The organism is Dyadobacter sp. CY345, from assembly GCF_021502725.1.
Lineage (GTDB): Bacteria > Bacteroidota > Bacteroidia > Cytophagales > Spirosomataceae > Dyadobacter.
Genome location: NZ_JAKFFS010000001.1, coordinates 1,150,224 through 1,172,332, shown reverse-complemented (window position 1 = coordinate 1,172,332; position 22,109 = coordinate 1,150,224). Strand labels below are relative to the sequence as shown.

The window sequence follows — 22,109 nt, the reverse complement described above, 5'->3', positions numbered from 1 at the left end:
GGAACCTCTTTTAAATATATAGAGACCGGAATACGTGGATCTCTTGCTAAGAAATATCCAAAACGATTATTGGGTCTGATCTTTAAATCTGGGATCTTTTGATATTCAGCCTATGTGGTACTTAGAAAGATCAGATTATGACTTTGATCTTTCTTGATTTGGAAATCTAAAGAAATGTTAAAACCTTTGTATAATATTGAGTGTCGCGATAATCGCCACTGAGGAGGGTGTTGTAAAAGGGTCAGAGTTTGCTCTCTGGCTCTTTTTGTTTTAAAACAATAATAGGTTTTCGTTACAAATGGGCGAAAAGATACGCCAGTAAACTAAGTTTATAGATTGTAGATTGCAGGGTAGATAATTACAACTGCCCTCACCTTGTTAACCATTAGTTACCAGTCAGTACGACCAGACCAAGCGGATACTGTAAATAATTAAAGGAAAGGTTGAAGAGACCGTGAACCATTATACGCGATAGATTTAAACATATAAAAAAATCAACATAACTAAGTAACTAGTTTGTATTTATCTAAAATTCCCAAACAAAACTTAAAATATATTGATTATCAATATTTTATAATGACCGAAGGACAAATCAGGGACATGCAGAGACCCTAAAAAGCCAGATATCTGCAAATAAAAGAAATTAACGATAATTATGTCAAGATAATATTTTCGGTTGAAATTAACCTAATTTCAATTCCTATTTGAAGAATTCGAGCCCATAATCACCACAATTCGGAAATTAAGGACATCCCGTTTCCTTTGGACCAGCCTATTTTTGATAGTCAGCTATTTAATATATCGCGATAAATAATCTTTTGATAGTCAATCTGCCACGGAATCTGTTGGTCACGCTGTATAAATTCTTCAACAGTATCGTCTCTTCCTGACTGAATATAAACATATATAATAGATTTTTGTATCTGTCTTATCAGTGCTGCATCTCCTTACCGGCTAATCTTATTCCTTAACTATACGAATTTTTGTCCATTCTTATTTTGGCTACGAACAACCTCAATTAGGCTACGGATACACAAAGCCAATCTGCGACTTTTGTTTAAACAAAAACAAAATGAAAATTATGGAACAACAGAATGCAAAATCCAATAGTAAGGTTTGGTTTATAACAGGAGCATCCCGTGGATTTGGTAAAGTTTGGGCGGATGCTGCTTTAAAGCGTGGCGATAAGGTGGCTGCTACCGCAAGAAAGCTTTCAGGGATCGCGGATCTAAAAGAAAAGTACGGAGAAAATGTGTTAACGCTTGAACTGGATGTAACCAATTCGGAACAGGTCAAGACAGTAGTAGCACAGGCATACGCTCATTTCGGAAGGCTCGATATCATACTTAATAATGCCGGCTATTCCCTGGTCGGTACGATTGAAGAAGCCAGCTCCGAAGACGTAAAGGCGATGTATGATACCAATATTTTCGGTGCACTGGCGGTTATTCAGGCAGCTTTACCACTTTTGCGTCAGCAAGGTGGCGGTCATATTATGGGAACATCCAGCAACCTTGGTCATGTTACATTGCCGGTGATTGGTTACTATTGTTCTTCCAAGTGGGCATTTGAGGCAATTCACGAAAGCCTTGCATCAGAAGTGAAGCCTTTCGGTATTAAAGTAACGATTATTGAACCGGGTGCCTATGCAACAGAGTTTGGCAGTCAGGAATCTCTGAAATTTGCGGCGGGGATGGATATTTATGCTGATTTTAAGAATAAGTTTGCGGATGGCCTGCAAAGCATGGAAAGAGGTGATCCGGAAGCCACACCGGAAGCATTGTTTAAAATAGTGGATGCCGAAAACCCTCCGTTGCGTTTTTTCCTGGGGAGTCATAATCTGCCATGGGTCCGCAAAGCTTATGCGGAGCGTATGGAAACATGGGAGGAATGGGAATCCGTTTCCAATTCGGCACAAGGTAATGTGAAATAAGTTTTTAAAAGATCAATAATAACCGGCATTCAGATGGGATACCGGTTATTATTGTATTAATTTTCGATCATGAAAAGGAAAGAAAATGCACCGTATAATTTTCATTCACTGTCGGAAGCAGCAAGGGTCTTTGGCTTGCCAAGTCCCCAACACCCGCTGATTTGTATGCTGGGTGCTGAAAGTAACCAGGTTCTTGAGAATTTTATGCCGCAGTCGCATGTGCTTAATTTTTACAAAATCTCCTACAAACCCAGGCTTAGCGGCAGGGCAAGGTACGGACAACATTATTATGATTTTGATGAAGGAGGTTTGTTGTTTGCAGCTCCTGGTCAAATAATAGGCGCTGACGATGAGCACCAGGGAGCATGTTCGTTTTATACCCTACTGATACACCCTGATTTTTTCCTGACCTATCCTTTGGCCAAAAAAATTAAACAGTATGGCTTCTTTTCTTATTCGGCCAATGAGGCTCTCCATTTATCTGACAAGGAAAAGGAAACAGTTATTTCTATTTTCAGAATCATACAGGATGAGCTCAACAGCAGGATTGACGAGCTTAGCCACGATGTAGTTATTTCCCAGATTGAGCTGCTGTTGACATACGCCAACCGTTTTTACAAGCGTCAGTTCATAACGCGCAAATCTCATAGTAGTGACCTGTTGGAAAAGCTGGAAGAGATATTAGAAGATCATTTCAATAACGATCGTTCGGCATCCCAGGGCATACCAACGGTGCAATATCTGTCGGGACTGCTGAATATCTCTCCAAGTTATTTAAGTGATATGCTTCGTTCCCTCACCGGACAGAACGCCCAGCAGCACATCCACCAACAACTAATAGAAAAAGCAAAGGAGAAACTATCCACTACAAATCTTTCCATCAGCGAAATTGCCTACGAACTGGGCTTTGAACATCCGCAGTCGTTCAGTAAACTATTTAAAAGCAAAACATCACAATCGCCGGTATCGTTCAGGGCTTCTTTTAATTGATGGATCCGGCTGCTTCCTTAAAATCTTTCGCGCTTATGTTATGAACTCCTGCGATAAGGAATTAAGAAAATCATTTAACTGAGCCGTTAATGAAATAGATACCCTGTATCATTGATGAAACTTGTCTATAATCTTATGACCTTTCTTAGCCCCAATGGTCGGTTGCCCGTTAAAACTCTGCAATAATCAGCTTTTTCATCCCCATCATTTTCTTAAACGCGCCCGGCTTTTTATTGAGTTCTTCCCAGTTTTCAGGGCACACCTGCCAGCTTAATCCATACTTGTCTTTCAGCCACCCACAGACACTCTCTTCACCGCCATCGGCTGTAAGTGTGTTCCAGTAGTAATCGATTTCGGTCTGGTCTTTACAAGGGATCATAAACGAAACAGCCTCGTCGAACTTAAATTCCGGACCGGCATTGATACCAATAAACCGCATTCCCAAAATTTCAAGCTCAACTGTAAGCACCTTGCCTGCAAGATGTTTCTGAAAGTCGGCAAGCCCTTCGGCTTCTGTCAGAGGATAGTAAGTAGTGTTGATGATTTTCCCGTCAGAAAAAATCGAGAGATAGTATTCAGCAGCTTCTTGCGCGTTGCCTTCAAACCAGAGGTTGGGGATTATCTTTTGCATAGGTTTTGTACTTTAGTTTTTTATTGTTTTGGAAAACACACCGGCAAGCCTGCATACAAGTCAAATCTATGCTAGCAATCCTGGCTTTTTTGATTCAGCTGGATTTATGCCGCGGGCTGTTCAGTTGGCAATTTTGACATATCCATATAAAATACTTCCCAGGTATGCCCATAGAAATCTTCAATGGTACGTTGTTGCATGAATCCGTAATCCCTTAATTCGTTGGGTTCAGTCCCACCGGCATCGAGACCGGCTTGAGTAATTCTGTTTACCTCATCAAGGCTATCCACAGATAGCGAGTATAATCCAGCGATATATGTTTTGGTATCCGCAAGGGGCTTCGCAGTAAAGGATGCAAATTTTTCATGAGTTAATAGCATCACATGAATATCATCACTCCAGACCATTCCCTTCCCACTGTCGTCAGAAAACTGAGGGTTATTGGTGAATCCCAGTTTTGTATAAAACTCCATCGATTTGTTGATGTCTTTTACTGCCAGATTGATAAAAACTTGCTTTGCCATTGAATTAAGTGTTATATCGTTTCCTTGTTTGATACAAAATTAAAAGAACCGTTTTACCTCGACCTACCTTGTATCTGACATTTATAAGGGGGATTTGGGACAAAAATAACCACTAATAACTTCGATAACCCATTTCAGCTTTCGCATAAAACCCGCCTGTCATTTAGGGTCTAGAATTCGTTTTATTCCAATTTAGCTGTACATCTGCAACGCTCTTATGCACTTTGTCACTAAGTAATTTAGCCAATTCGGTGTCACCTAAAATCTCCCTTTGGGCTTTTAGTGTGTTCCATAAATTTTTAAGGCTTTTAACTTTGCCTGCTTCATATATTTCTCCTGCGGCAATATGCCAACGGCATTGGTACCAACCATAGTTTTGAGGATAGTTTGGCCCTATCTGATTGTAATTCTTTTCGAGTTCTTGAAGTGTGGTAAATTTTAATGTGGACCTGTCGGTGGTTTCAACGGCCATTTTAGGGAAGGTTGTCAGGGCATTCAAAAGCTCGGGTTCCTTTTCAGCGATATAAGTATGGAGCAATATATTGGGAAACAACTCGCCCATCCACCTGCGCTGCATTACTAAACCGCCCTGGTTATGATAAGCATGACCGAGTTCATGAATCGCCAGCAAGTCAAAGAATGGCTCCATATTTAGCCCGCCGTTCTTATCTGAGTAGGCTTCTTCAACGAGTCCGGCATATGCTGACGGAATTTTAGCAGTAGCAGGAACCATACTTTTCCAATGATCATTATTTTCGGAAGCTACAATCAGTGTTTTATTGCTGGTATAATGGGGCATACCATAAAAAGGGAAATTGGTGAAGTTTTTCCAATCTCCCGGAGAGAGTATAAGAAGGGTAACTGTTGGCGTAAATTGCAACTGCTCAGTGTAAAATGCGAGAACGCTGTCAAGCTGTTGAGCCATGCGCCGGGCTTTTGCTTCTGCACCGTTGCTGAAATAAGTATCTGTCTGATATCCCTTCAAGTGGTTCAAGCCTTGATAAGACTGCGCATTTGAATGCTGGCAAATAATAAGAAAGCATGCGATTAGTAATTTTAGATAAGATGTCTTCATGATCTTTTTATCACAAATATATCTTGCATGTTGACTTTGTGTCTAGTACAAAATCGACATTATCTCAATAACGCATGTCCTTTTGCATACGCAGCGGAGTCGCAAGCAGTTCTTGCTCTATAACTGATGGATTTACCCCGGAAAAAACCTTGAAGTCCCTGATCATATGCATCTGATCGAAGTATCCTGCCTCGTGCGCTATTTGTAACCAGCTGAGCCCGGGAAAATCTTCGCGCAATCTGTATGCTTTGGAAAACTTTAAAATCCGGGCATAAAATTTCGGGTTCATGCCTATTCTGTCCTTGCATTTCCTTTCAAATTGTTTCAAGCTCAGACAGGAAAGTGATGCTGTCTTTTCAATAGACATCGCACCATTGGTGTTTAAAAGCGCACGCATGGCAGCATCAAAAGGCAACATTTTCCCAAGATTGATTACCTTTTTTAAAAGGAATTCTTCCACGATATTTTTACCTTCCTCCATAGTGCCAAGATGCTGTAATCGTTCGTTTACAGTTTTCATTTCGGCATCAAAAAAATCAAGTGCATCAAATCCTCCATCAGCCAACTCGTGCATAGGAACATTCAGGATGCGGTGCATTGCACCAGGCAGAAAGTCAACGCGTAACGACCTGAGACGTTTGTGCACTTTGACATTGACACGTGAAAGTTGAGGCCCGGTAAGCAATATAAGTGGCTGCTTTTCAAAGTTTGCAGACCCAGGACGGCCCATGGATACCGGATCGTTAAAATAAAACATTAATGATTGAAATGGCGAAGGGGGAAAGGGGGTCACCACCTCACTGATCCCCTCCGTCAGTGTCACATCTACCGTTAGTATGTTGAGCACATATTCTTGCAGGGCCGGGTGCAGTATGTGTGTTTTTACTTCCATTTAATGTATAGTATAACTATCAAAATGAACGATGTATTAACAAGGTACAAAAAACTGTTTTACAAACGGTTTCGAACACCCTTGCATCTAGATGGCTGTAAGCCATTTAGTTTCCTCTGATATTATTTTTATATCAAAATGATCCAGAGCCTTAATCCATTTCAATTGATAAATTAGCCTAATTTGTTGTTCAAGCTTATTTCCCCGTTTTTGTCAGATACAACCGAAAAACGACGAACTGGCCTTACATTAAGACGCAAGATTAGCAGAAAAGATTTCGGTCTTACATGGGATGTAGTTACCGATTCAGGGAAATGGATTCTGACAGATCAGGTAGATCTAATTGGTAACTTACAACGACTGCCCTCAATTTTCGAATTCGGGTGATCAGTGGCTCCGAATTCTCCACCCTACCAGATATGCCACCCAGCGCGATGCCGACTCCTTATAAAATCTTCGTCAACGCATAACCGATATCTTAGAACGACGTACATCTCCCGTTTTTGTCGTTACCACCATCTGATAAATGCCGGTTGGTAATGAACTGATATTGAATTCTGAATCCGTGGCGCCGCTAAATGAAAACACCTTCTTACCCAACGTGTCGAAAATGGAGATGTCAGCCATTGTTCCTGGTTTGAAAATGCCCTTTTTTATTTTGACAACATCTGTACCTGGATTGGGGTAAAGGATTAATGTGTTATCGCTGTCAAAAGCAATATAATTAAGCCTGCTTAAGGCAAATGTTCCGTCATGATCAATCATTTTCAACCGGTAATAATTGTCCCGGGGTAAAGGTTGGTAGTCTGTAAATTGGTAGTATACTTTATCATCCGATTCGCCGGTTGCAGCTTTATGTCCAATCGTTTCCCAGCTTTTGGCATCTGCACTACGCTGTATATCAAATCGCTCTGCATTGACCTCTTGGCTTGTTACCCAAGTCAACATTGACACATTTTTCTCCTTTGTTACATCAAAATCCAGAAGTCTAACAGGAAGAGCTACTGATTTTGAGGAAATAAATCCGATGGTTGAAAAGGAAGTGAGGTTGGGAAACTCTATGTAGGATATTCCGTTTTGAATACCTGCTGTGCCAGCAAGTTGTGCATAGCTTCCGGGTGTGAGAGTCCCGTCCGGCGTAAAATCATCCAGTATTTGCTGAGTTGTTGCCTCCTTTTTAAACCAAAAATCAGTTCCGCCAGCAATCCTGGTTGCGTCTAGTTCACCAGGTTGGTAATAAAAGCGTATCGTAGCGTTAAAGGTAGCCGGAGCATTGAGATTTAAAGTAAGCAGCCTTCCCATCAGTGCGGAGCGGAAAGAAGAATTGTCAAATTGAACCGGCCCGGTTTGCTTTTTAATACGGACAGTAAGAGCATTCAGTTGCGTTTCACTCAACCCGCTGATCGAGAATATGGGCTTTCCGAGTTCATCGAGAAAATAATTGAGTCCGTCTGTTTCTTTGCAATTACTAAATGTTTGAGACTCAACATCTCCGTCGGTAACAACAGGAGTTACCTGATGTTCGAGAGTCGCAAAAGTGAAATACGATTCTCCCTGAGGAAATACAGCATGAACAGCATATCGCGAAAAGCTGGTAGGTGAGTTGATTACATCAGGTCTTAGTTTTACAGATGAGTATGTTTCAAAGGCAGGCGTATTGCTGATCACCAGGTAGTTGGAATTGCAAGGTGTTTCTGCGGGAAACCTGTTCGGCGCAACACCCAGCCATAGCGAATCAGTCACCCCGGTGTTTTGCGCACGAAATATTCGCTCGGGCCGGGTACCCCCGGGAAGGGGAAGTTGTACTGTGGGTTCCAATGGTTTGTCATTATCCCCGACCAGAAAATAGGTATTATCATTCAAAAACGGTACAGCAGCAGAACTACCCCCTCCAAGGGTTGATACCGGTAAAAATCCTCCTCTGGTCTGAAGGGAAAGTCGCTGATCCAGGCCGCTGGAGGAGTGGCGCCCGATTCCGGTGATATGATAATTAAAACCAGCGGTGCTTGTCCACAGGTCGGTTACGCCATCCATTGTATATTTCACCGAGGAGGGCACGTCGATACGAAGTGGAATACTGTATTTGATAGACAGATACGTATGTAAACGGCTGAGTTCAGTTTCAGTGAGCAGTCGCCTATAGATGATTAACTCCGCATAGTCGGTTTCTTGCTGTGTGAAGGTTGCTGCGGGGTCTGCATTCAGATACAAGTTCATGGTGCTAAAATCTGCTCTTTCCCCCCCATGCACGGTTTTTCGTTGCCCGTCTAAGGAGATTATTTTTTCCAAATAACGGTTAGCCTCTCCATAGGAAAATGAGGCACCGGAGATGTTAAACTCCCTTGGCTGGTCTTGTGATGTAGAGTACCAGTCGACATTATTTTCAGAGTTGAGGATGTAGGCAGCACTGAACCTTGCAGTAGATCCGTATCTGGTATATTGCGAGAAGCCGGGATGTGCAGCGTTCTCTCCAAAACCCCAGAGCCGATTGAATGGGGCAGTGTAAGAACCGGGCCGACTGACGGCAATTACCGTATATGAAGCCGACGGATCATTGGTTAATACCAAACCGGCCGACATTCCGGCCGTTGTCATCTTTAAAACCGGATTAAAGTTTAGCCCGTTGTAGGCATCCGTTTTTTTAAAACTTGAGCGTCCGGGAGTAAAAAGGAAAGGGAGCAGTGCCACATTCCCAAAATTCGGATACCAGACATTCGCTGTTTCGTTAAATGCTTTTGCTTCCCACCAGGAGTTCAATCCCGACGAAACACCCGCAGGATACGGTCGTTGTTGCGCTATCGAGTGCGTTGCAAATGCAAACAGGCAGGCAAGGCTAACTACTATTCGTATTGAAGTGAGTCCTCTCATAGTTGTAAATTTGAGTTAAATGGATGAAGTATACTCATTATCAGGCACTTAAAAATGGTGATAAAGACCATAGCTTTGAATGGAAATTCGAGCATTCACGTCAGAAATATTGTTAACCTATGTTTCCACTGCGGTGTTACCAGGCAGGGAGCGCTGGCGATCCGCAATGGTGTCTTTCTGCCCGCAGAAAGCAAACCATTCAGTGCTTCGCTGAGCGGCAGGTCGAATTCAGGCCAGTATGACTTCGGTTATAGCTGCTATATGCCTGAAAAACTTCCCATTGAAAATCTCCGCATAGAAGATTCCCAGCATCAGGAAAACTAGCACGGGCCTGCAAATTTTTCATCAATTTTAATTCCGAAATGACCGGACATTCCAATAGGAAAAAGTTTCCCTATGTCAAAATCAAAGAGGTTATCATCAGCAAAGTGACTACAGACAGCGGGAAAGCGGTGCGGATTAGTGATATTGCTTTTCTGTTTAAGGAAGTAAAGGCCAATGCTTATCGGTGACTATTTTTAAAAAATTATGTCAATTGTCCTTTCACTACATTTCGATGTCGTAACATTTACTACCGGAAACTGATCTATCACCAGACCTGCACTGTTCACACTTGCTATTGACAATGCATAAGTATTCGTTTTCAAGTGCAAAGTGTCTTTTAGTACTCCCGCAGCAGTTATTTTTGTCCTAACAACCCCGCTACCATTTGTGGTAATGTCTATTGCATGCTTTACCGAACCAGAATTGTAGTTTATAGTTACAATGCCGTAGTCATTTTGTTCGCAATCCCGAGTGATAACTTCTTCATCTTTATTACTACAGGCGAAGGTTAAGAAGATCGAGCAAATAAGGATAGCTGTTTTTTTAATTTGTGTTTTCACGATTAGTAGGTTAATCAGTTCAAATAGTTCTTTTGTTTTTATTTCTCAATTTCTGCCAATCCTACACGTTCTCGTAAAAATGTACCATTCACTCTCATTTCAGAAAACGTCGGTCCGTAAGTGAAATAAGAAAGTTTTCCAGGTCCAGTTTTTCAGTATCAGTTAATTGCAATGGCCTGATTAGTATCGTGTCCCGGTTCATAGCTTTCGGAATAATCAGGTCTGGGTTATCGTAATAGTCGATCACTTCTTTGAGCGATTTGAACATTCCATTGTGCATGTAAGGTGCTGTGACCGCTATGTTTCGTAAAGAACCGATTTTGAATTTTCCAAGATCTGATTTCTTGTGCGTGATGGCTGACCTACCGCTGTCAACGTGCATGCGACCATCAAATAACCCAATGTTCCGGAATTCTACATTATTAAAATCCGGTCCAAAATGGCATTGAATGCATTTGGCTTTGGTATTAAAAAGCTTGAACCCTCGTTTCGCAGAAGCGCTGACCGCATCTTCATTATCATTGACGCGCCAGTCATCAAAAGGACTGTTATTAGTTTCCAGCGAACGTTCGAAATCCGAAAGCGCTTTTGCCAAAGACTTTTTGGAAGGATTTTCTTTGAAAATGCGCAGGAATGACTGTTGATAAAATGCATTGCTATTTAGCCTCGCAATGGCTGAGTCGACAGGTAAATCCATTTCTAACGGATTTTCGATCGGAATCAATGCCTGCTCTTCCAGTGTGGAAGCTCTGCCATCCCAGAAAAAACTTTCTTGTAAACGCATGTTCATGGCCGAAGGTGTATTCCTTGTTCCCAGGCGACCATTTACGCCAGGGCTCAGCGCCAGCGTGTCCGCAAAGGCGAAATTTTCTTTGTGGCAGGAAGCGCAGCTGACCGTACGGTTGCCAGATAGGATCGGGTCAGAGAATAGCAATTTCCCCAATTCCATGGCGCTGGCTGGCTCAGACTCATGCATGACGCTGGCGATAAAAAGCAGCGGAATAACGCAAATCAGAATGAAGATTCTTGCTTTCACTAGTCTGACGCTCAGGTTACTTTTTCTGCATTTTTTTAACTCTCAAACCATGGGCACCTTCGTAGCGCTCCTTGCAGGTGTCGGAAATCGCTGTAAATGATAAGGAATCCTGAGCGAAATATTTGATCCGATATGTTCCGTAATAAGCTATGTTACAGCTATTGTCGGAAACACTTATGGTATCGTTTTTAATAAAATACTTACCATTGATAAATGCTTTCCCGTTGACGATACCATCGTATGTGCTATCAGCCCGGAATATAAATACCAAGTCGAGTGGCCCGTCAGGCGTTTTTTGGATCTTGTTCCAGCGTCCCAGGATCCGGTTATCCCTAACGGTGAAGGAGAATGTGAATGAAAGAATAGCAATACTTCCAAGTATAATCAATGTATTTTTCATGACCGTCATACGTTGTGATTAAAGATATCACAAAACACGGCTATTCGATTTAAAACGGAATTTGCTTTTGTTGCAAATGCATTTGAAAAAGTGCCAATTGCAGAAAAAAAGCTTTTCCAGGACGAGATATCAGGTATTTTTGAAAACATCACTCGGCGGAAATCCAAAGTGGCGTGTAAAGCTGGTGGAGAAATTGGCGGGGTTGCCATACCCTACCATATAACCGACCTCAGCGACTGATCCGGCTTTTTTTTGAAGTAATTCCATTGCATTATCCATCCGCACGGTGCGGATCAGTTCGCCCGGGGTTTGATTAATAAGGGCTTTCAATTTTCTGTGGAATTGCGTTCTGCTCAGGCCGACGTCACTTCCCAGCAGTTCTGCACTGTACGTTTCATCGGACAAATGTGCTTCCAGTGCATCGCGTACCTTGGTTAGAAAAGCTTGTTCCATTGAGGGCAGCTCTGACGTCTGGGCAAGCCACAAGTTCCTGCTGTTGTACTTAGCACGAAGGGACTGGCGCAGGCTGATCAGGTTTTCAATCTGCGCCATCAATTCCGGTTCATAAAACGGTTTTCGCAAATAGGCATCTGCACCTGTTTGTAAACCTGTGATCCTGCTGGTGATATCTACTTTTGCAGTTAAAATAATGACAGGAATGTGGCTTGTTTTTTCATTGCTTTTAATCGCCATACAAACCTCATACCCATCTTTGCCCGGCATCATCAGATCAGTGATAATCAAATCCGGGATATTCTCCAATGCCAGCGTGATGCCATCTTCACCGTTTTCTGCTTCCAAAACTCGATAATTGCCAGACAGGGACGAACGTATAAATGCCCTCAGATCTGCATTATCCTCGATGATCAGAATCAGGTTTGAATCTGCCGATTGCAGAAATGGAATCTCCGCAGCTCTCCTTTCCTGTTTCTTTGGCACCTTGTTGGTTGCAGGTACCGCTGGTTCCGGTGATTGCTGTTCAGGCAAAATTTTGATCGGAAGGTTTAAAGTAACCGTTGTGCCGACGCCTTCCCCACTTTCTACCACGATGGATCCATCGAGTAGCTCAATAAGTTCTTTTGTGAGCGCCAGCCCGATTCCCGTTCCTTCCTGAGGTCGGCTATCAGACGAATCGACCTGGAAAAAACGGTCGAAAATAAAGGGCAGTTTTTCAGGTGAAATACCTATCCCGGTATCTGTCACCCGGGCCTGAAGCTGGCTGAAATTATTGTCATTTGAAAATATAAGGTCTACCGAAATGCTCCCGCCGTTTTTGGTGAATTTCAATGCATTGGAAACCAGATTGTAGAAAATATTCTCAAATTTGGCCCGATCCACATTCGCAGTACATTTTTCAATGTTCGATGAAAAATGAAGTGTTATATGTTTTTCATTAGCCAATGTCTCAAAAGAACCACAAATGCTTCTCAACAAACTGATTAATTCCTGGGGCGATTGGTTCACTTCCATTTTACCCGCTTCCAGCTTGCTCAGATCAAGCAGCTGATTGATCATTTTCAAAAGTCTTTTACCACTTTTGATGATCAGGCTCGTTTCGCTTCGCGTTTTAGTATCTGGATTATGGGTGTGGATTCTTTCGGCCGGACCGAGGATTAGCGTGAGCGGTGTACGAAATTCATGTGTCAAATTGATGAAAAACCGCGATTTGAAAATGTCCAGTTCCCTGAGTCTATCGGCTTGCTGCTGTACTTCGGCTGTTCTTTCTTTTACGGTTTTTTCAAGTGTCTCCGCCTGCTTTTCGATCAATTGCCTTTTATCTCTTTCGACCTGAAGGTTTTCCAATGATAGTTTTTCAATTTCAACAAGCCGCAAATTCAGATCATTGTTGGTCCGTGCAAAGTCCAGAGCGAGGAAAATAGAAAAGCACAAAGGCATAGCAAGTAATCCAATCGCCATTAGTGCTTCAGCAGCTTCATAACGGCCTTCCCAGATATGAAACGCATCAGTACCAACAAAAAAGAAGAATAAGGCAGTGATAAACATTCCTGTCCAGATCAGCCATATACCTTTTCTTCCCGACCGGAACTGCTTCCATATTACCCAAAGGCCGTCGCTGATCAGGATAAGAAAATAAAGATTAAAAAGATGGTTTCCGGTAGCATAAGGAAAAAAACCGTAGAAAATTAAATAGTAGCACCCTGGGAGAAGGATCAGAGCAAGTCGTATTCCTGAAATACTTATTTTCCCGATTTCGTAAAGCATTAAACCACCAAATATGGTGGCCAGGGTTTTAGAAATGTTAAACGCGATCGAACCGAGCAATTGAAAATTGGGTATGGAAGTTTCCGCATATAAGTAGCGAAATAGCAAGGTCCCGGCTGCTGATGCGACAAACAATGCGTAGTACAGGTTAACTTTCTCTTTTGGATAAAAGAGAAACAAAAGAAGATGAAGCAACGTGAAGGCTGACAATGCCCCAAAACAGAGCATTTGATTACGGCTGGTGGGTGAGGTTGAGCTTAAAGAGAAAGACAATTTCTGGTAATTGCCGATGTATGATTCGAACCCGACAAAGTCTGGAAATGGAGGCGCGTAATTGACATATCGAATCGCAATCAGTACCGTATCTCCTTTATACACGTCAAACGGAATGAGCAACTTCGGCGCGCGTTCGGCAACAGTTTCCTTTGCATTCAGTCCGATTTTGCCATAGCCGCCTTTTTTAATTCCATTGATGTAAATCTCGGACGCGCCGTCGTGATTGATCCGGAACGCAAGAGTTTGCGCATTGATCGTGGAATCGATAATAAGCTGTAATCTGAACCAACCAATGCCTATCCAACCCTTAGGTGCTGATTCTTCTCCGAAAACGCTTCTTATCTCAACCCATTTATTATCCTGAAACAGGGCCGATGACCACTCCGGGCGATCTCCGGGCTGGAACTTCCATTTGAAATTTTGTAGAGACAAGGAGTTGTCCCTGTTAAAAAGGCTGTCGGCCGACACATGTACAACGGAAGACTGAGCCCGGATTTCACTGCAAGAGATTAAGCAAAAAAGCAACACAGAAATATGTTTCTTAAAAATGTTGCTTAACACGATGGTCACTGGCCGGCAGAATTAATGATACTACAACTTACTAATTGACAGGGACAAAAGCAAAGAAGTTGTTTGGATTAAATATAAAAAAAAGGAGAATAACCGTCACGATCAACATAAATTAAATTGAGATAGGTAGAGAAATTAAGATCACTTAATTCTGCGCCCCATAAAAGGAATAATTTCAAACCGCTATTTTTCATCCATATGTAACAAGAGTCTAATCTTACAAGATCGGACTTGCACTTCCGTATAACTGCGGCTACGAATTCAAAAAAGACAAATGCTGTTAGATCTCTGTCGTTCATTTTATATGTTCTGTCAGAATCCGTGGGTCAGGTTTCACCTGAATTTTAGCGCAGCGGCTGACCGTAATACTTGGGCAGCCATAATCTATGGTCACTTTCCCTTCGATCAGGTAAGCACCCTGACCTTGAAATTTATAATTGACCATGCTATTTGGAAAGTGGACGGTATCAAAAAAATCACCATTGATATCAAAGTAGTTTCCAAACATCATCCATTCACGTTGTTTTGTCCTGACCGGCTTATAGGTCACAAACTCACCAACCATCCGGACAACCTTGCCGACATGCTCAGGCATGTCGCGGGCCAGAATCTGGCCGCGAAAATCTGTTTTCAACAGATCAAACCAACTACCCGACACTGGAAAACCTAGAAGCCGGATTTCATCGTACAGGTGTTCCACCTGTTCGTAGCCAAATTGTGGCAGCTCAGGAATATTTATTTCAGGTTCAAATAATTGCGACGGTAACGCCACATTTTCGAGTTCTTTGCATATGTACAATGATTCCCACTGCATCGTGGTCTTCACTTTTCCAGTAAACTGAAAAGCTCCTGCGCGTATTAGAATCGCCATTTGCGTCTGAGAAATTCCAGTCCTCAAAATAAAATCTTTCAGATCTTTATATGACCCACTTTCCGCGCGCTCCCTGAGCAGCTTGACAATGGTGTTCTGTTCCAAGTCAAGAATGTAATCAAACCCCAGATAGATATCTTTTCCATATAAAGTCGTCGTCATATAACTTTTGTTCACACATGGCAAATGGATTATCGCACCCGCTTTTCGCGCCTCGTTGATATAAGTTCTACGGTCGTAAAACCCGCCATAGTTATTCAAAACTGAAACCATAAATTCAATTGGAAAATAAGTCTTCAGATAAAGGCTTTGGAAACTTTCTACGGCAAAACTTGCAGAATGCGCTTTGCTGAAACTATACCCGGCAAAACTCTCCATTTGCCTCCAAACCTCTTTTGCCGTTTCGTCCGGATAGCCAAACCTTTTGCAATTCTCAAAATATCGCCCTTCAATTTCCTTCAAATGCGCTGCGCTCCTGCTTTTGCCTGACATCATCCGACGCAACACGTCCGCGTCTGCCAAATCCAGACCGCCAAAGTGGTGCCCCACTTTGATTACATCTTCCTGATATACCATGACTCCGTACGTTTCCCGCAACTGCTCTTCCATAACCGGATGCAGGTAAACCGTCGTTTCCGGATTTCGGTGTCTTTCGATGAATGCCTTCATCATACCCGAACTTGCAACGCCTGGTCTGATCACCGAACTTGCAGCAACCAGCGTCAAATAGTTATCGCAGTTCAGCTTCGTAATGAGTTGCCGCATGGCAGGAGATTCAATATAAAAGCAGCCAATGGTATTGGCAGACCTGATCTGCTCCTTAATTTTTGGATCTTCAAAAAACCGTCTCGGATTTGTGATATCCACTTTTTGTCCCTGATTCTCTTCGATCAATTGAACACAATCTTTAATGTGCCCAAGTCCGCGCTGCGAGAGAATATCAAATTTTTCAAATTTGATATCTTCGGCCACGTACATATCAAATTGTGCTGTGGGAAGTCCTTTTGGTGGAAAATCCAGTGCTGTATAATTGGTAATTGGGTCCTCCGATATCAATACCCCGCAAGCGTGTATTGTCCGCTGATTTGGAAAATCAGCAACCAGCCCATACAAACTTTTAATCAATTGAACAGCTTCCTGCGAGTTGTAAACTGAATTTGGATTTTTAATCAGCTCGTCAATTTCAGACTTGGGCAGCCCGTATACTTTTCCCAATTCACGGATAATGCTGCGATCTTTAAACGTACTCATGGCACCCATGAGCGCAGTATGTTTGGTTTGGTACCGGGTAAAAATGTAATCGTAAATCTCGTCACGATCTTTCCAGGAAAAATCGATGTCAAAATCTGGCGGTGTCGCTCTCTTCGGGTTAAGAAACCGCTCGAAGTATAAATCCAGTTCAATCGGGCAAACATCAGTAATACCAAGGCAAAACGCCACAATCGAATTGGCTCCACTCCCCCGCCCTACATGGTGAAAATCCCGTGATACTGCGTATCGTATGATATCATGCGTGATCAGGAAGTATGCACCAAAATTCAGGTCATCAATGATCCGCAGCTCCTTTTCGACACGCGCTTTCGCTTCCTTATTATTCTTGCCATACCGACGAACCATGCCGGATTTGGCCAATTTTTCCAGTAAAAGTTTGTCGTCATACTTGTTCCCTGTAAAATATTTCTTGTTTCTGACAATGGTAAAATCAAAACTGAAACTGCAACTGGTAAGCAGTTTTTCCGTCGACCTGATGATCTCCGGAAAATTCTGGTATGTATCGAGTAATCGGTCAATCGTAGGGATCACTTCATCCGGTCTTGCCAGCATTTCCGGAGAAAGTCTTGAAAATATAAGATTGTGGTCGACAGCACGTAACTGCTGATGCAACACAAAATCCTTCGGATTTTTTACCGTGACCGGCCATAGTATTACGTATTTTTCAAAATTGCCTTTTGGCTCCCTTACGATTTTAGGGATGTCAGACGGCTTGATTCCGATAAATTCATTTTCACGTAGCTCTTTTACTGTCCTGGCTTTGTAAGGATAGATTACAAAAACATGGTTAAAAAACGGTGCGATTTCCGGCAGCGGTTTTTTGGCCCGGTTCCCGGTTGTCATGTGTTCGTTCAGCTCACCAAAACCAATCTCATTTCTTGCGATCCCAATGTAAAGCAGCTTATCGCCGTTCCTATATTCCATACCGACCAATCCATTCAGGCCGCATTCGCGGCACTTTTGAATGAATGGAAACACGGCGGACGAATTATTGATATCGGTTAAAACCGCGGTATGATGTCCTTTTGCAACAAGAAGCTTTGTCAGATCGTCGACGCTAATTGTACCATACCGCAAACTGAAATAAGAGTGAACATTGAGAAGCATAATTTTGGATCATTAAGAATTGGTTTTCAATTTATTTTCCTATATTTGGTCTTAATAAGACCAAAGTAATGGTTCTAATGATACCAAAATACAAATGGATGCGCAAGAAATTTTTCTAAAAGAAAATTTAAAGTTTCTGCGGCAGCGTAAGAAACTGACACAGGAAGCTCTGGCGGAACTTCTTGATATGTCGCGAGTTAAATTAAAGGCAATCGAAACCGGAACCACCGTGAATCCTTCGATTCCCGACGTTATCCTGATCGCGCGTTATTTCAAACTTGCAACAGATACCCTACTTACCGTAAATCTGGCAAAACTCGGGGAGTTAAAACTCCGCGAGTTGGAATCCGGATCTGACGTCTATCTGACCGGAAAAAATCTGCGGGTTCTGGCGATCACACAAACCCAGGACAGTAAAGAAAATGTTGAATATGTCCCGATCAAGGCAAAGGCCGGTTACCGCGCAGGACATACAGATCCTGAATATCTGGCTGCGCTACCCAAATTCAACATCCCAAACTTACCATCTGGCTACACCTACCGGATGTTTCCCACCTCCGGTGATTCCATGCTTCCGATACCGGAAGGCAGCGACATCCTTGCACGTTACGTGCAGGACTGGTTAAGCCTGAAACCGGCCACACTTTGTATTGTAATCCTGATCGGTGATCAGGAATTCGTATTCAAGCAGGTAACCATTACCGACGAAGGGTTGCTACTTCATTCACTGAACAAACTTTACGAAGACTATCTGGTAGAGTTTTCAGACGTACTGGAGATTTGGGAATATTACAGCTTTCACAGTAAAAACCTGCCCGATGAACTCACGGAACTTACACAGGTAATCCGCGAAATTCGGAAACTGGAAGATAAAATAACTTTAAAACCCGGCCTGTAAACATCATACGTTATGATACCGCCAAAACCAAAACCCAAGAGAATTTACAAAGCCCAGGTTCATATCCTGCACAGCATGGTACACATGGCAAAAAACAAATTGAAATACGAAAAGTGGATGAAACCACGCGATTTCGTAGAAGCAAATATATGGGCTTTTGAAAAAATGGAAGCTTCGATGAAACAGAACTACGGTTTGTTTTACGATCCCGTATATTCATGGGAAGCCGCAGAACTGTTTTTTAAAGGAATGGAAGATTGAAACCAAAATTAAAAATGCGCCATGAGCAAAACCCTTACTGAATTACAGGAACTTCTCACATTCTTTGAACCTGCGAAACTTCCGCAGGTACCGTTTAAACTTAATAAATACATAGTCGTCGTAAACGACGTCCACAAATTTATAGAATCGTCTGCCCGGAAAGTTCAGAAACACAAAGGCTCAGAAATCGTTCACGATTCGCTGCTGAAACATTTGCGGGAGTTGAAGGAGATTGTGGAAAAGGAATACGGAACTGCATTATAATGATTAAATTAGTAATAAAGTCAGCTGGTGGTGTAAGCGAAAGCTGATATTGAAATCACAGGTGGTTATGCTTCCCGAAGCCACATCATTGAAATCGCCATTCGGATTCATGAAGCCACTGCAGTAACAAAGCTGTATTATGTTTCAAAAGGTAGGCTATCACGCATGACTTATATAGATCACGTTAACCTTACCAACCTGTTAGAAATTTTGGAAGGATCACCTCTTTACAGCTCCAATCATTACATGAACCAGCTTTAGATGCGCTTTAAAGATTCAACTTCTGCCAAAATAAAGCTCGTGAACAATTTTCAAAGTTGAGACATTTAAGATGATATCCTCAAACCGGATTATCAAAACGAGCCGTTAATTGTCGCTTCATTTCATCCACTGTTACGAAATTATCAAAAAACATTTGGGCGCCCTCTTTTACAAACCGTTCATGTTTAGACTGACCATAGACAACAATCAAGGCAAGGGGAGAAAGTTTTCTGATCATCGCTATGATCTTTATATCAACATACAGTGGATCATCCACGTTGATGACAGCCAGATCCAAATTTCGCCCATATCCAAAAGATGAAATTTCATTAGCATTTTTAACTTGCACTGGTTCAGTTGACACTTCTGAAACTACTTCTAAAAGAAAATCCCAGAGCAAGGTAATCCGATTAAAAATGAGCACATTTTTCATTAGCGTTAAAAATAGAGGACTTAGGGTACTGATTTAAGTTTTTCTGCAATATACTCCCAGCAGAACGGATATAAAAATCGTAATTGATTAAATTTTTCATTAAATAACAAATATATTTTTTCTAAAAGAGAAAAGATATATTTGTTAAAAACGACACAAGCGAACATGGATAATTTTGAAGAAGTAAATAAACCACGCGTTGAAGACTTTTTATTTAAGGGAGGAAAAACGTTGGTTGGAATGCTGCCTGTTGCAGGACCAGTTTTAAGCGAATTATTTTCGTATGCAATTAGTGACCCAATACAGACACGAATAAACAATTTTATCTCTGAACTAAATGATAGAGTTGCTTGGCTTGAAGAAAATAAGCGTGTCCAACTAGAGAGTCTTTTGAGTAATGATCTTTTTATTGATGTTGTAATTCAGGCAACCTCTTATGCTACAAAAACTTCTGAAGAGGAAAAGCGCCTAGCTTTTAAAAATGTTATTACTAATACGGCTTTGGGATTTAACCCCGATGAAATAAAAGCGCGAATTTTTGTCAAAATAGTCGATGGCTTTACTGGCTGGCATCTTAGAGTGTTATATTTCATAAATGATCCTAGGAAGGCTTACGATGACGCAGGTATGCCAATTCCCAATTATTACTCAGCAAGTATTTTGAGTGCTCTGATTAATCTTTATTCAGAGTTTTCTGGCGAGGATGATCTCTTAGAAATAATATGGTCTGACCTTAGTGCTGCTGGGTTTCATAGGTCAGGTTCATTAAAGACGGGAATGACAGGTGACGGAGTTTTTTCCTCACGAACAACTGAGTTGGGCAAAGAGTTTATACGATATATTTCCTTCGACGAAGAATGATGTTGACATAATTAACTAAGCTCTTGTGACTTCAATTTAAAATAATCTTTTCTCCGAGAATCCAAAATTCTTTATTACAGCTCGGAAAATACAAGTCTGCATCTTCCCAATTAATTTTTTGCACAGAATATAATAATATGGGAAATGGGCTATTTGTTGTTTTAAGGAAATGCCTGAAGCACCAGTCAGCGACTTCATGATTTACCGATAAACCATAGTGTTTTCCCCAGACTTCATAACCGTCCTTATCTTTACCAATAATTATCGCCGTCTTAATCATAGTTAGTAAGATTTTCTGCAATTAAACAAAAAAGGGCTTAATAAGCCCTTTTTTGTTTAATTGCAGAAAATCTTAACTCCGGTTATTAATTTTAGCCGTTGGTGCTTCTCGTTTGAGAAGCTCAATAGCATTTTCTCGATTAGACCGTTCTGTGTACCCCTCACTACTTCGCGCGATGATCTGATAATTTGAAGCTACAAGGTTAAAGCGATAGTTTCTAAACTCGTCTATTCGACGATAATAACCGTCATAAGGAGAGTGACTTCTAACTGAAGCAATACCATTTAAACAATTTTGTTCAGTGGTATATCCCTCTGATGCGATAATTATTCTACCATTGCTAGCAGTGAAATTAAAATAGTACTGATAATTAGTACCTCTAAACAATTCAAAAGTTCCCATGGGATTTTTAATTTAATGTGAAATTAATTTTCGAGTTGTTGCCTAGATAGGCGAGAATTACTAATTTTGCAGAAAGTCTGGAACGAAGTGAGCTAGTCTCGTTTTTAACCATTCTTATTGCAAAACTCAAAACGAACATTTAACTGGGCCTCGGAATCCACAAATGTTCGTTTTTTTATTGTTCTACTTCATTAATGTCCTTTTCGTTTCCATATTTTTTCTCTCGCTCAAAAATTCTAGGTTTAAGTTTAAAAATTTTTTTACCATCGTATTGGGTTTCTTTAATATCATATATTACTTTCTGCGTTTCGTAGTCTATTTCTAATTCATCGAATAACGCCTTAGTATTTCCATAATAATAATCTCCTGCCTTTGCAATATTAAAGCTATCAGTATCTTCATCTTCATGCAAAATGGCAAAAAGTATTTTGGTTTCAGAATAGTCTTCACCAAAAGCGATTTTGATAAATCTGTTTTTATCCAATTCAAGCTTTTTATGAGCTCCGCTACTAAATCCTAACTTACCAGATTTATGAATCGTAGCCTTTATATTACCGTCGAGCTCACTCGCTTTAACAAAGTTTAGTTTCATGATTTCGATTTTTTTATCAAACATAGCAGTTGTAAATTATATTTGCAACTGCTATTTACTTTTTTTAAGCATTTTTTTATAATTTTTTTTAATTCCCTTATGACAGATTTGTAATTATTACAAATCTGTCTTGCTGAATTTTACAGGGTTCTAAATTATTTTGCTATTTTCACTTAAACAAAATATTATATTTATTTGTGTAGTAAGATTTGGCTTTATTTGTGTAGGTATGGTCGTACTTGTTTTGTAGAAGATATTCGCACTATCTTAAAATGGCAAATGGAGCGATTTTTGAAATGGATGTT

At 41.3% G+C, this 22,109-nt stretch carries 20 protein-coding genes; 7 read left to right on the top strand and 13 right to left on the bottom strand.

Annotated features, from left to right (window positions below):
* Positions 1-1,081: 1,081 nt before the first annotated feature.
* Together L0657_RS04940 and L0657_RS04935 are read left to right on the top strand one after the other, a co-directional pair.
* Positions 1,082-1,933, top strand: a complete 852-nt coding sequence (locus L0657_RS04940; protein ID WP_235149302.1) for an SDR family NAD(P)-dependent oxidoreductase — start codon at positions 1,082-1,084, stop codon at positions 1,931-1,933.
* A 69-nt stretch (positions 1,934-2,002) separates the two neighbouring features.
* The gene (locus L0657_RS04935) at positions 2,003-2,923 is read left to right on the top strand and encodes an AraC family transcriptional regulator (RefSeq protein ID WP_235149301.1); all 921 of its coding nucleotides are present in this window, start codon (positions 2,003-2,005) and stop codon (positions 2,921-2,923) included.
* Positions 2,924-3,092: 169 nt separating this feature from the next.
* Here the strand turns inward: L0657_RS04935 and L0657_RS04930 are convergent, their stop codons facing one another.
* The 5 genes from L0657_RS04930 to L0657_RS04910 all read right to left on the bottom strand — a co-directional run bounded on the left by L0657_RS04930 (position 3,093) and on the right by L0657_RS04910 (position 8,913).
* Entirely contained in the window at positions 3,093-3,554 is a 462-nt protein-coding gene (locus tag L0657_RS04930) for a VOC family protein (protein WP_235149300.1), read from the bottom strand.
* Between the two features lie 104 nt (positions 3,555-3,658).
* Complete coding sequence (locus L0657_RS04925; protein WP_235149299.1) at positions 3,659-4,078, bottom strand: VOC family protein; 420 nt, start codon at positions 4,076-4,078, stop codon at positions 3,659-3,661.
* A gap of 163 nt (positions 4,079-4,241) precedes the next feature.
* On the bottom strand, positions 4,242-5,153 hold the full coding sequence (locus tag L0657_RS04920; RefSeq protein WP_235149298.1) for a hypothetical protein: 912 nt from the start codon (positions 5,151-5,153) through the stop codon (positions 4,242-4,244).
* Between the two features lie 64 nt (positions 5,154-5,217).
* Positions 5,218-6,045: a helix-turn-helix domain-containing protein gene (locus tag L0657_RS04915; RefSeq protein ID WP_235149297.1), complete on the bottom strand. Its 828-nt coding sequence runs from the start codon at positions 6,043-6,045 to the stop codon at positions 5,218-5,220.
* Between the two features lie 459 nt (positions 6,046-6,504).
* Positions 6,505-8,913 carry a T9SS type A sorting domain-containing protein gene (locus L0657_RS04910; protein WP_235149296.1) on the bottom strand — a complete coding sequence of 803 codons (2,409 nt, stop codon included), beginning with the start codon at positions 8,911-8,913 and terminating at the stop codon, positions 6,505-6,507.
* Between the two features lie 54 nt (positions 8,914-8,967).
* On the opposite strand from L0657_RS04910, the gene L0657_RS04905 reads away from it, so the two are divergent.
* Positions 8,968-9,237, top strand: coding sequence for a hypothetical protein (locus L0657_RS04905; RefSeq protein WP_235149295.1), 270 nt, complete (start codon positions 8,968-8,970; stop codon positions 9,235-9,237).
* A 194-nt stretch (positions 9,238-9,431) separates the two neighbouring features.
* Here the strand turns inward: L0657_RS04905 and L0657_RS04900 are convergent, their stop codons facing one another.
* The 5 genes from L0657_RS04900 to L0657_RS04880 all read right to left on the bottom strand — a co-directional run bounded on the left by L0657_RS04900 (position 9,432) and on the right by L0657_RS04880 (position 17,552).
* Positions 9,432-9,797 (bottom strand): hypothetical protein, encoded by a 366-nt coding sequence (locus tag L0657_RS04900; RefSeq protein ID WP_235149294.1) that lies wholly within the window; start codon positions 9,795-9,797, stop codon positions 9,432-9,434.
* Positions 9,798-9,891: 94 nt separating this feature from the next.
* Positions 9,892-10,833 (bottom strand): cytochrome-c peroxidase, encoded by a 942-nt coding sequence (locus tag L0657_RS04895; protein WP_235149293.1) that lies wholly within the window; start codon positions 10,831-10,833, stop codon positions 9,892-9,894.
* Between the two features lie 16 nt (positions 10,834-10,849).
* Positions 10,850-11,233, bottom strand: coding sequence for a hypothetical protein (locus tag L0657_RS04890; protein WP_235149292.1), 384 nt, complete (start codon positions 11,231-11,233; stop codon positions 10,850-10,852).
* 129 nt (positions 11,234-11,362) lie between these two features.
* Complete coding sequence (locus L0657_RS04885; protein ID WP_235149291.1) at positions 11,363-14,164, bottom strand: ATP-binding protein; 2,802 nt, start codon at positions 14,162-14,164, stop codon at positions 11,363-11,365.
* A gap of 433 nt (positions 14,165-14,597) precedes the next feature.
* The gene (locus L0657_RS04880; RefSeq protein WP_235149290.1) at positions 14,598-17,552 is read right to left on the bottom strand and encodes a PHP domain-containing protein; all 2,955 of its coding nucleotides are present in this window, start codon (positions 17,550-17,552) and stop codon (positions 14,598-14,600) included.
* Between the two features lie 94 nt (positions 17,553-17,646).
* Here L0657_RS04880 and L0657_RS04875 point away from each other — a divergent pair, with 94 nt between their 5' ends.
* From L0657_RS04875 to L0657_RS04865, 3 genes are read left to right on the top strand one after another with little or no spacing between them, the layout of a single operon-like run.
* Positions 17,647-18,450, top strand: coding sequence for a helix-turn-helix domain-containing protein (locus L0657_RS04875; RefSeq protein ID WP_235149289.1), 804 nt, complete (start codon positions 17,647-17,649; stop codon positions 18,448-18,450).
* A 12-nt stretch (positions 18,451-18,462) separates the two neighbouring features.
* Positions 18,463-18,711, top strand: a complete 249-nt coding sequence (locus L0657_RS04870) for a hypothetical protein (RefSeq protein WP_235149288.1) — start codon at positions 18,463-18,465, stop codon at positions 18,709-18,711.
* 21 nt (positions 18,712-18,732) lie between these two features.
* A complete protein-coding gene (locus tag L0657_RS04865) occupies positions 18,733-18,975 on the top strand; it encodes a DUF6965 family protein (RefSeq protein WP_235149287.1) in 243 nt (80 codons plus the stop codon).
* A 340-nt stretch (positions 18,976-19,315) separates the two neighbouring features.
* Here L0657_RS04865 and L0657_RS04860 read toward each other — a convergent pair whose 3' ends face one another.
* Entirely contained in the window at positions 19,316-19,669 is a 354-nt protein-coding gene (locus tag L0657_RS04860) for a hypothetical protein (protein ID WP_235149286.1), read from the bottom strand.
* A 165-nt stretch (positions 19,670-19,834) separates the two neighbouring features.
* Between L0657_RS04860 and L0657_RS04855 the strand changes: the two genes are divergently transcribed.
* Positions 19,835-20,530, top strand: coding sequence for a hypothetical protein (locus L0657_RS04855; RefSeq protein ID WP_235149285.1), 696 nt, complete (start codon positions 19,835-19,837; stop codon positions 20,528-20,530).
* 352 nt (positions 20,531-20,882) lie between these two features.
* On the opposite strand, the gene L0657_RS04850 is transcribed toward L0657_RS04855, so the two are convergent.
* Both L0657_RS04850 and L0657_RS04845 read right to left on the bottom strand, forming a co-directional pair.
* Positions 20,883-21,212 carry a YegP family protein gene (locus L0657_RS04850; protein WP_235149284.1) on the bottom strand — a complete coding sequence of 110 codons (330 nt, stop codon included), beginning with the start codon at positions 21,210-21,212 and terminating at the stop codon, positions 20,883-20,885.
* 175 nt (positions 21,213-21,387) lie between these two features.
* Positions 21,388-21,828 carry a hypothetical protein gene (locus tag L0657_RS04845; RefSeq protein WP_235149283.1) on the bottom strand — a complete coding sequence of 147 codons (441 nt, stop codon included), beginning with the start codon at positions 21,826-21,828 and terminating at the stop codon, positions 21,388-21,390.
* Positions 21,829-22,109 lie beyond the last annotated feature (281 nt).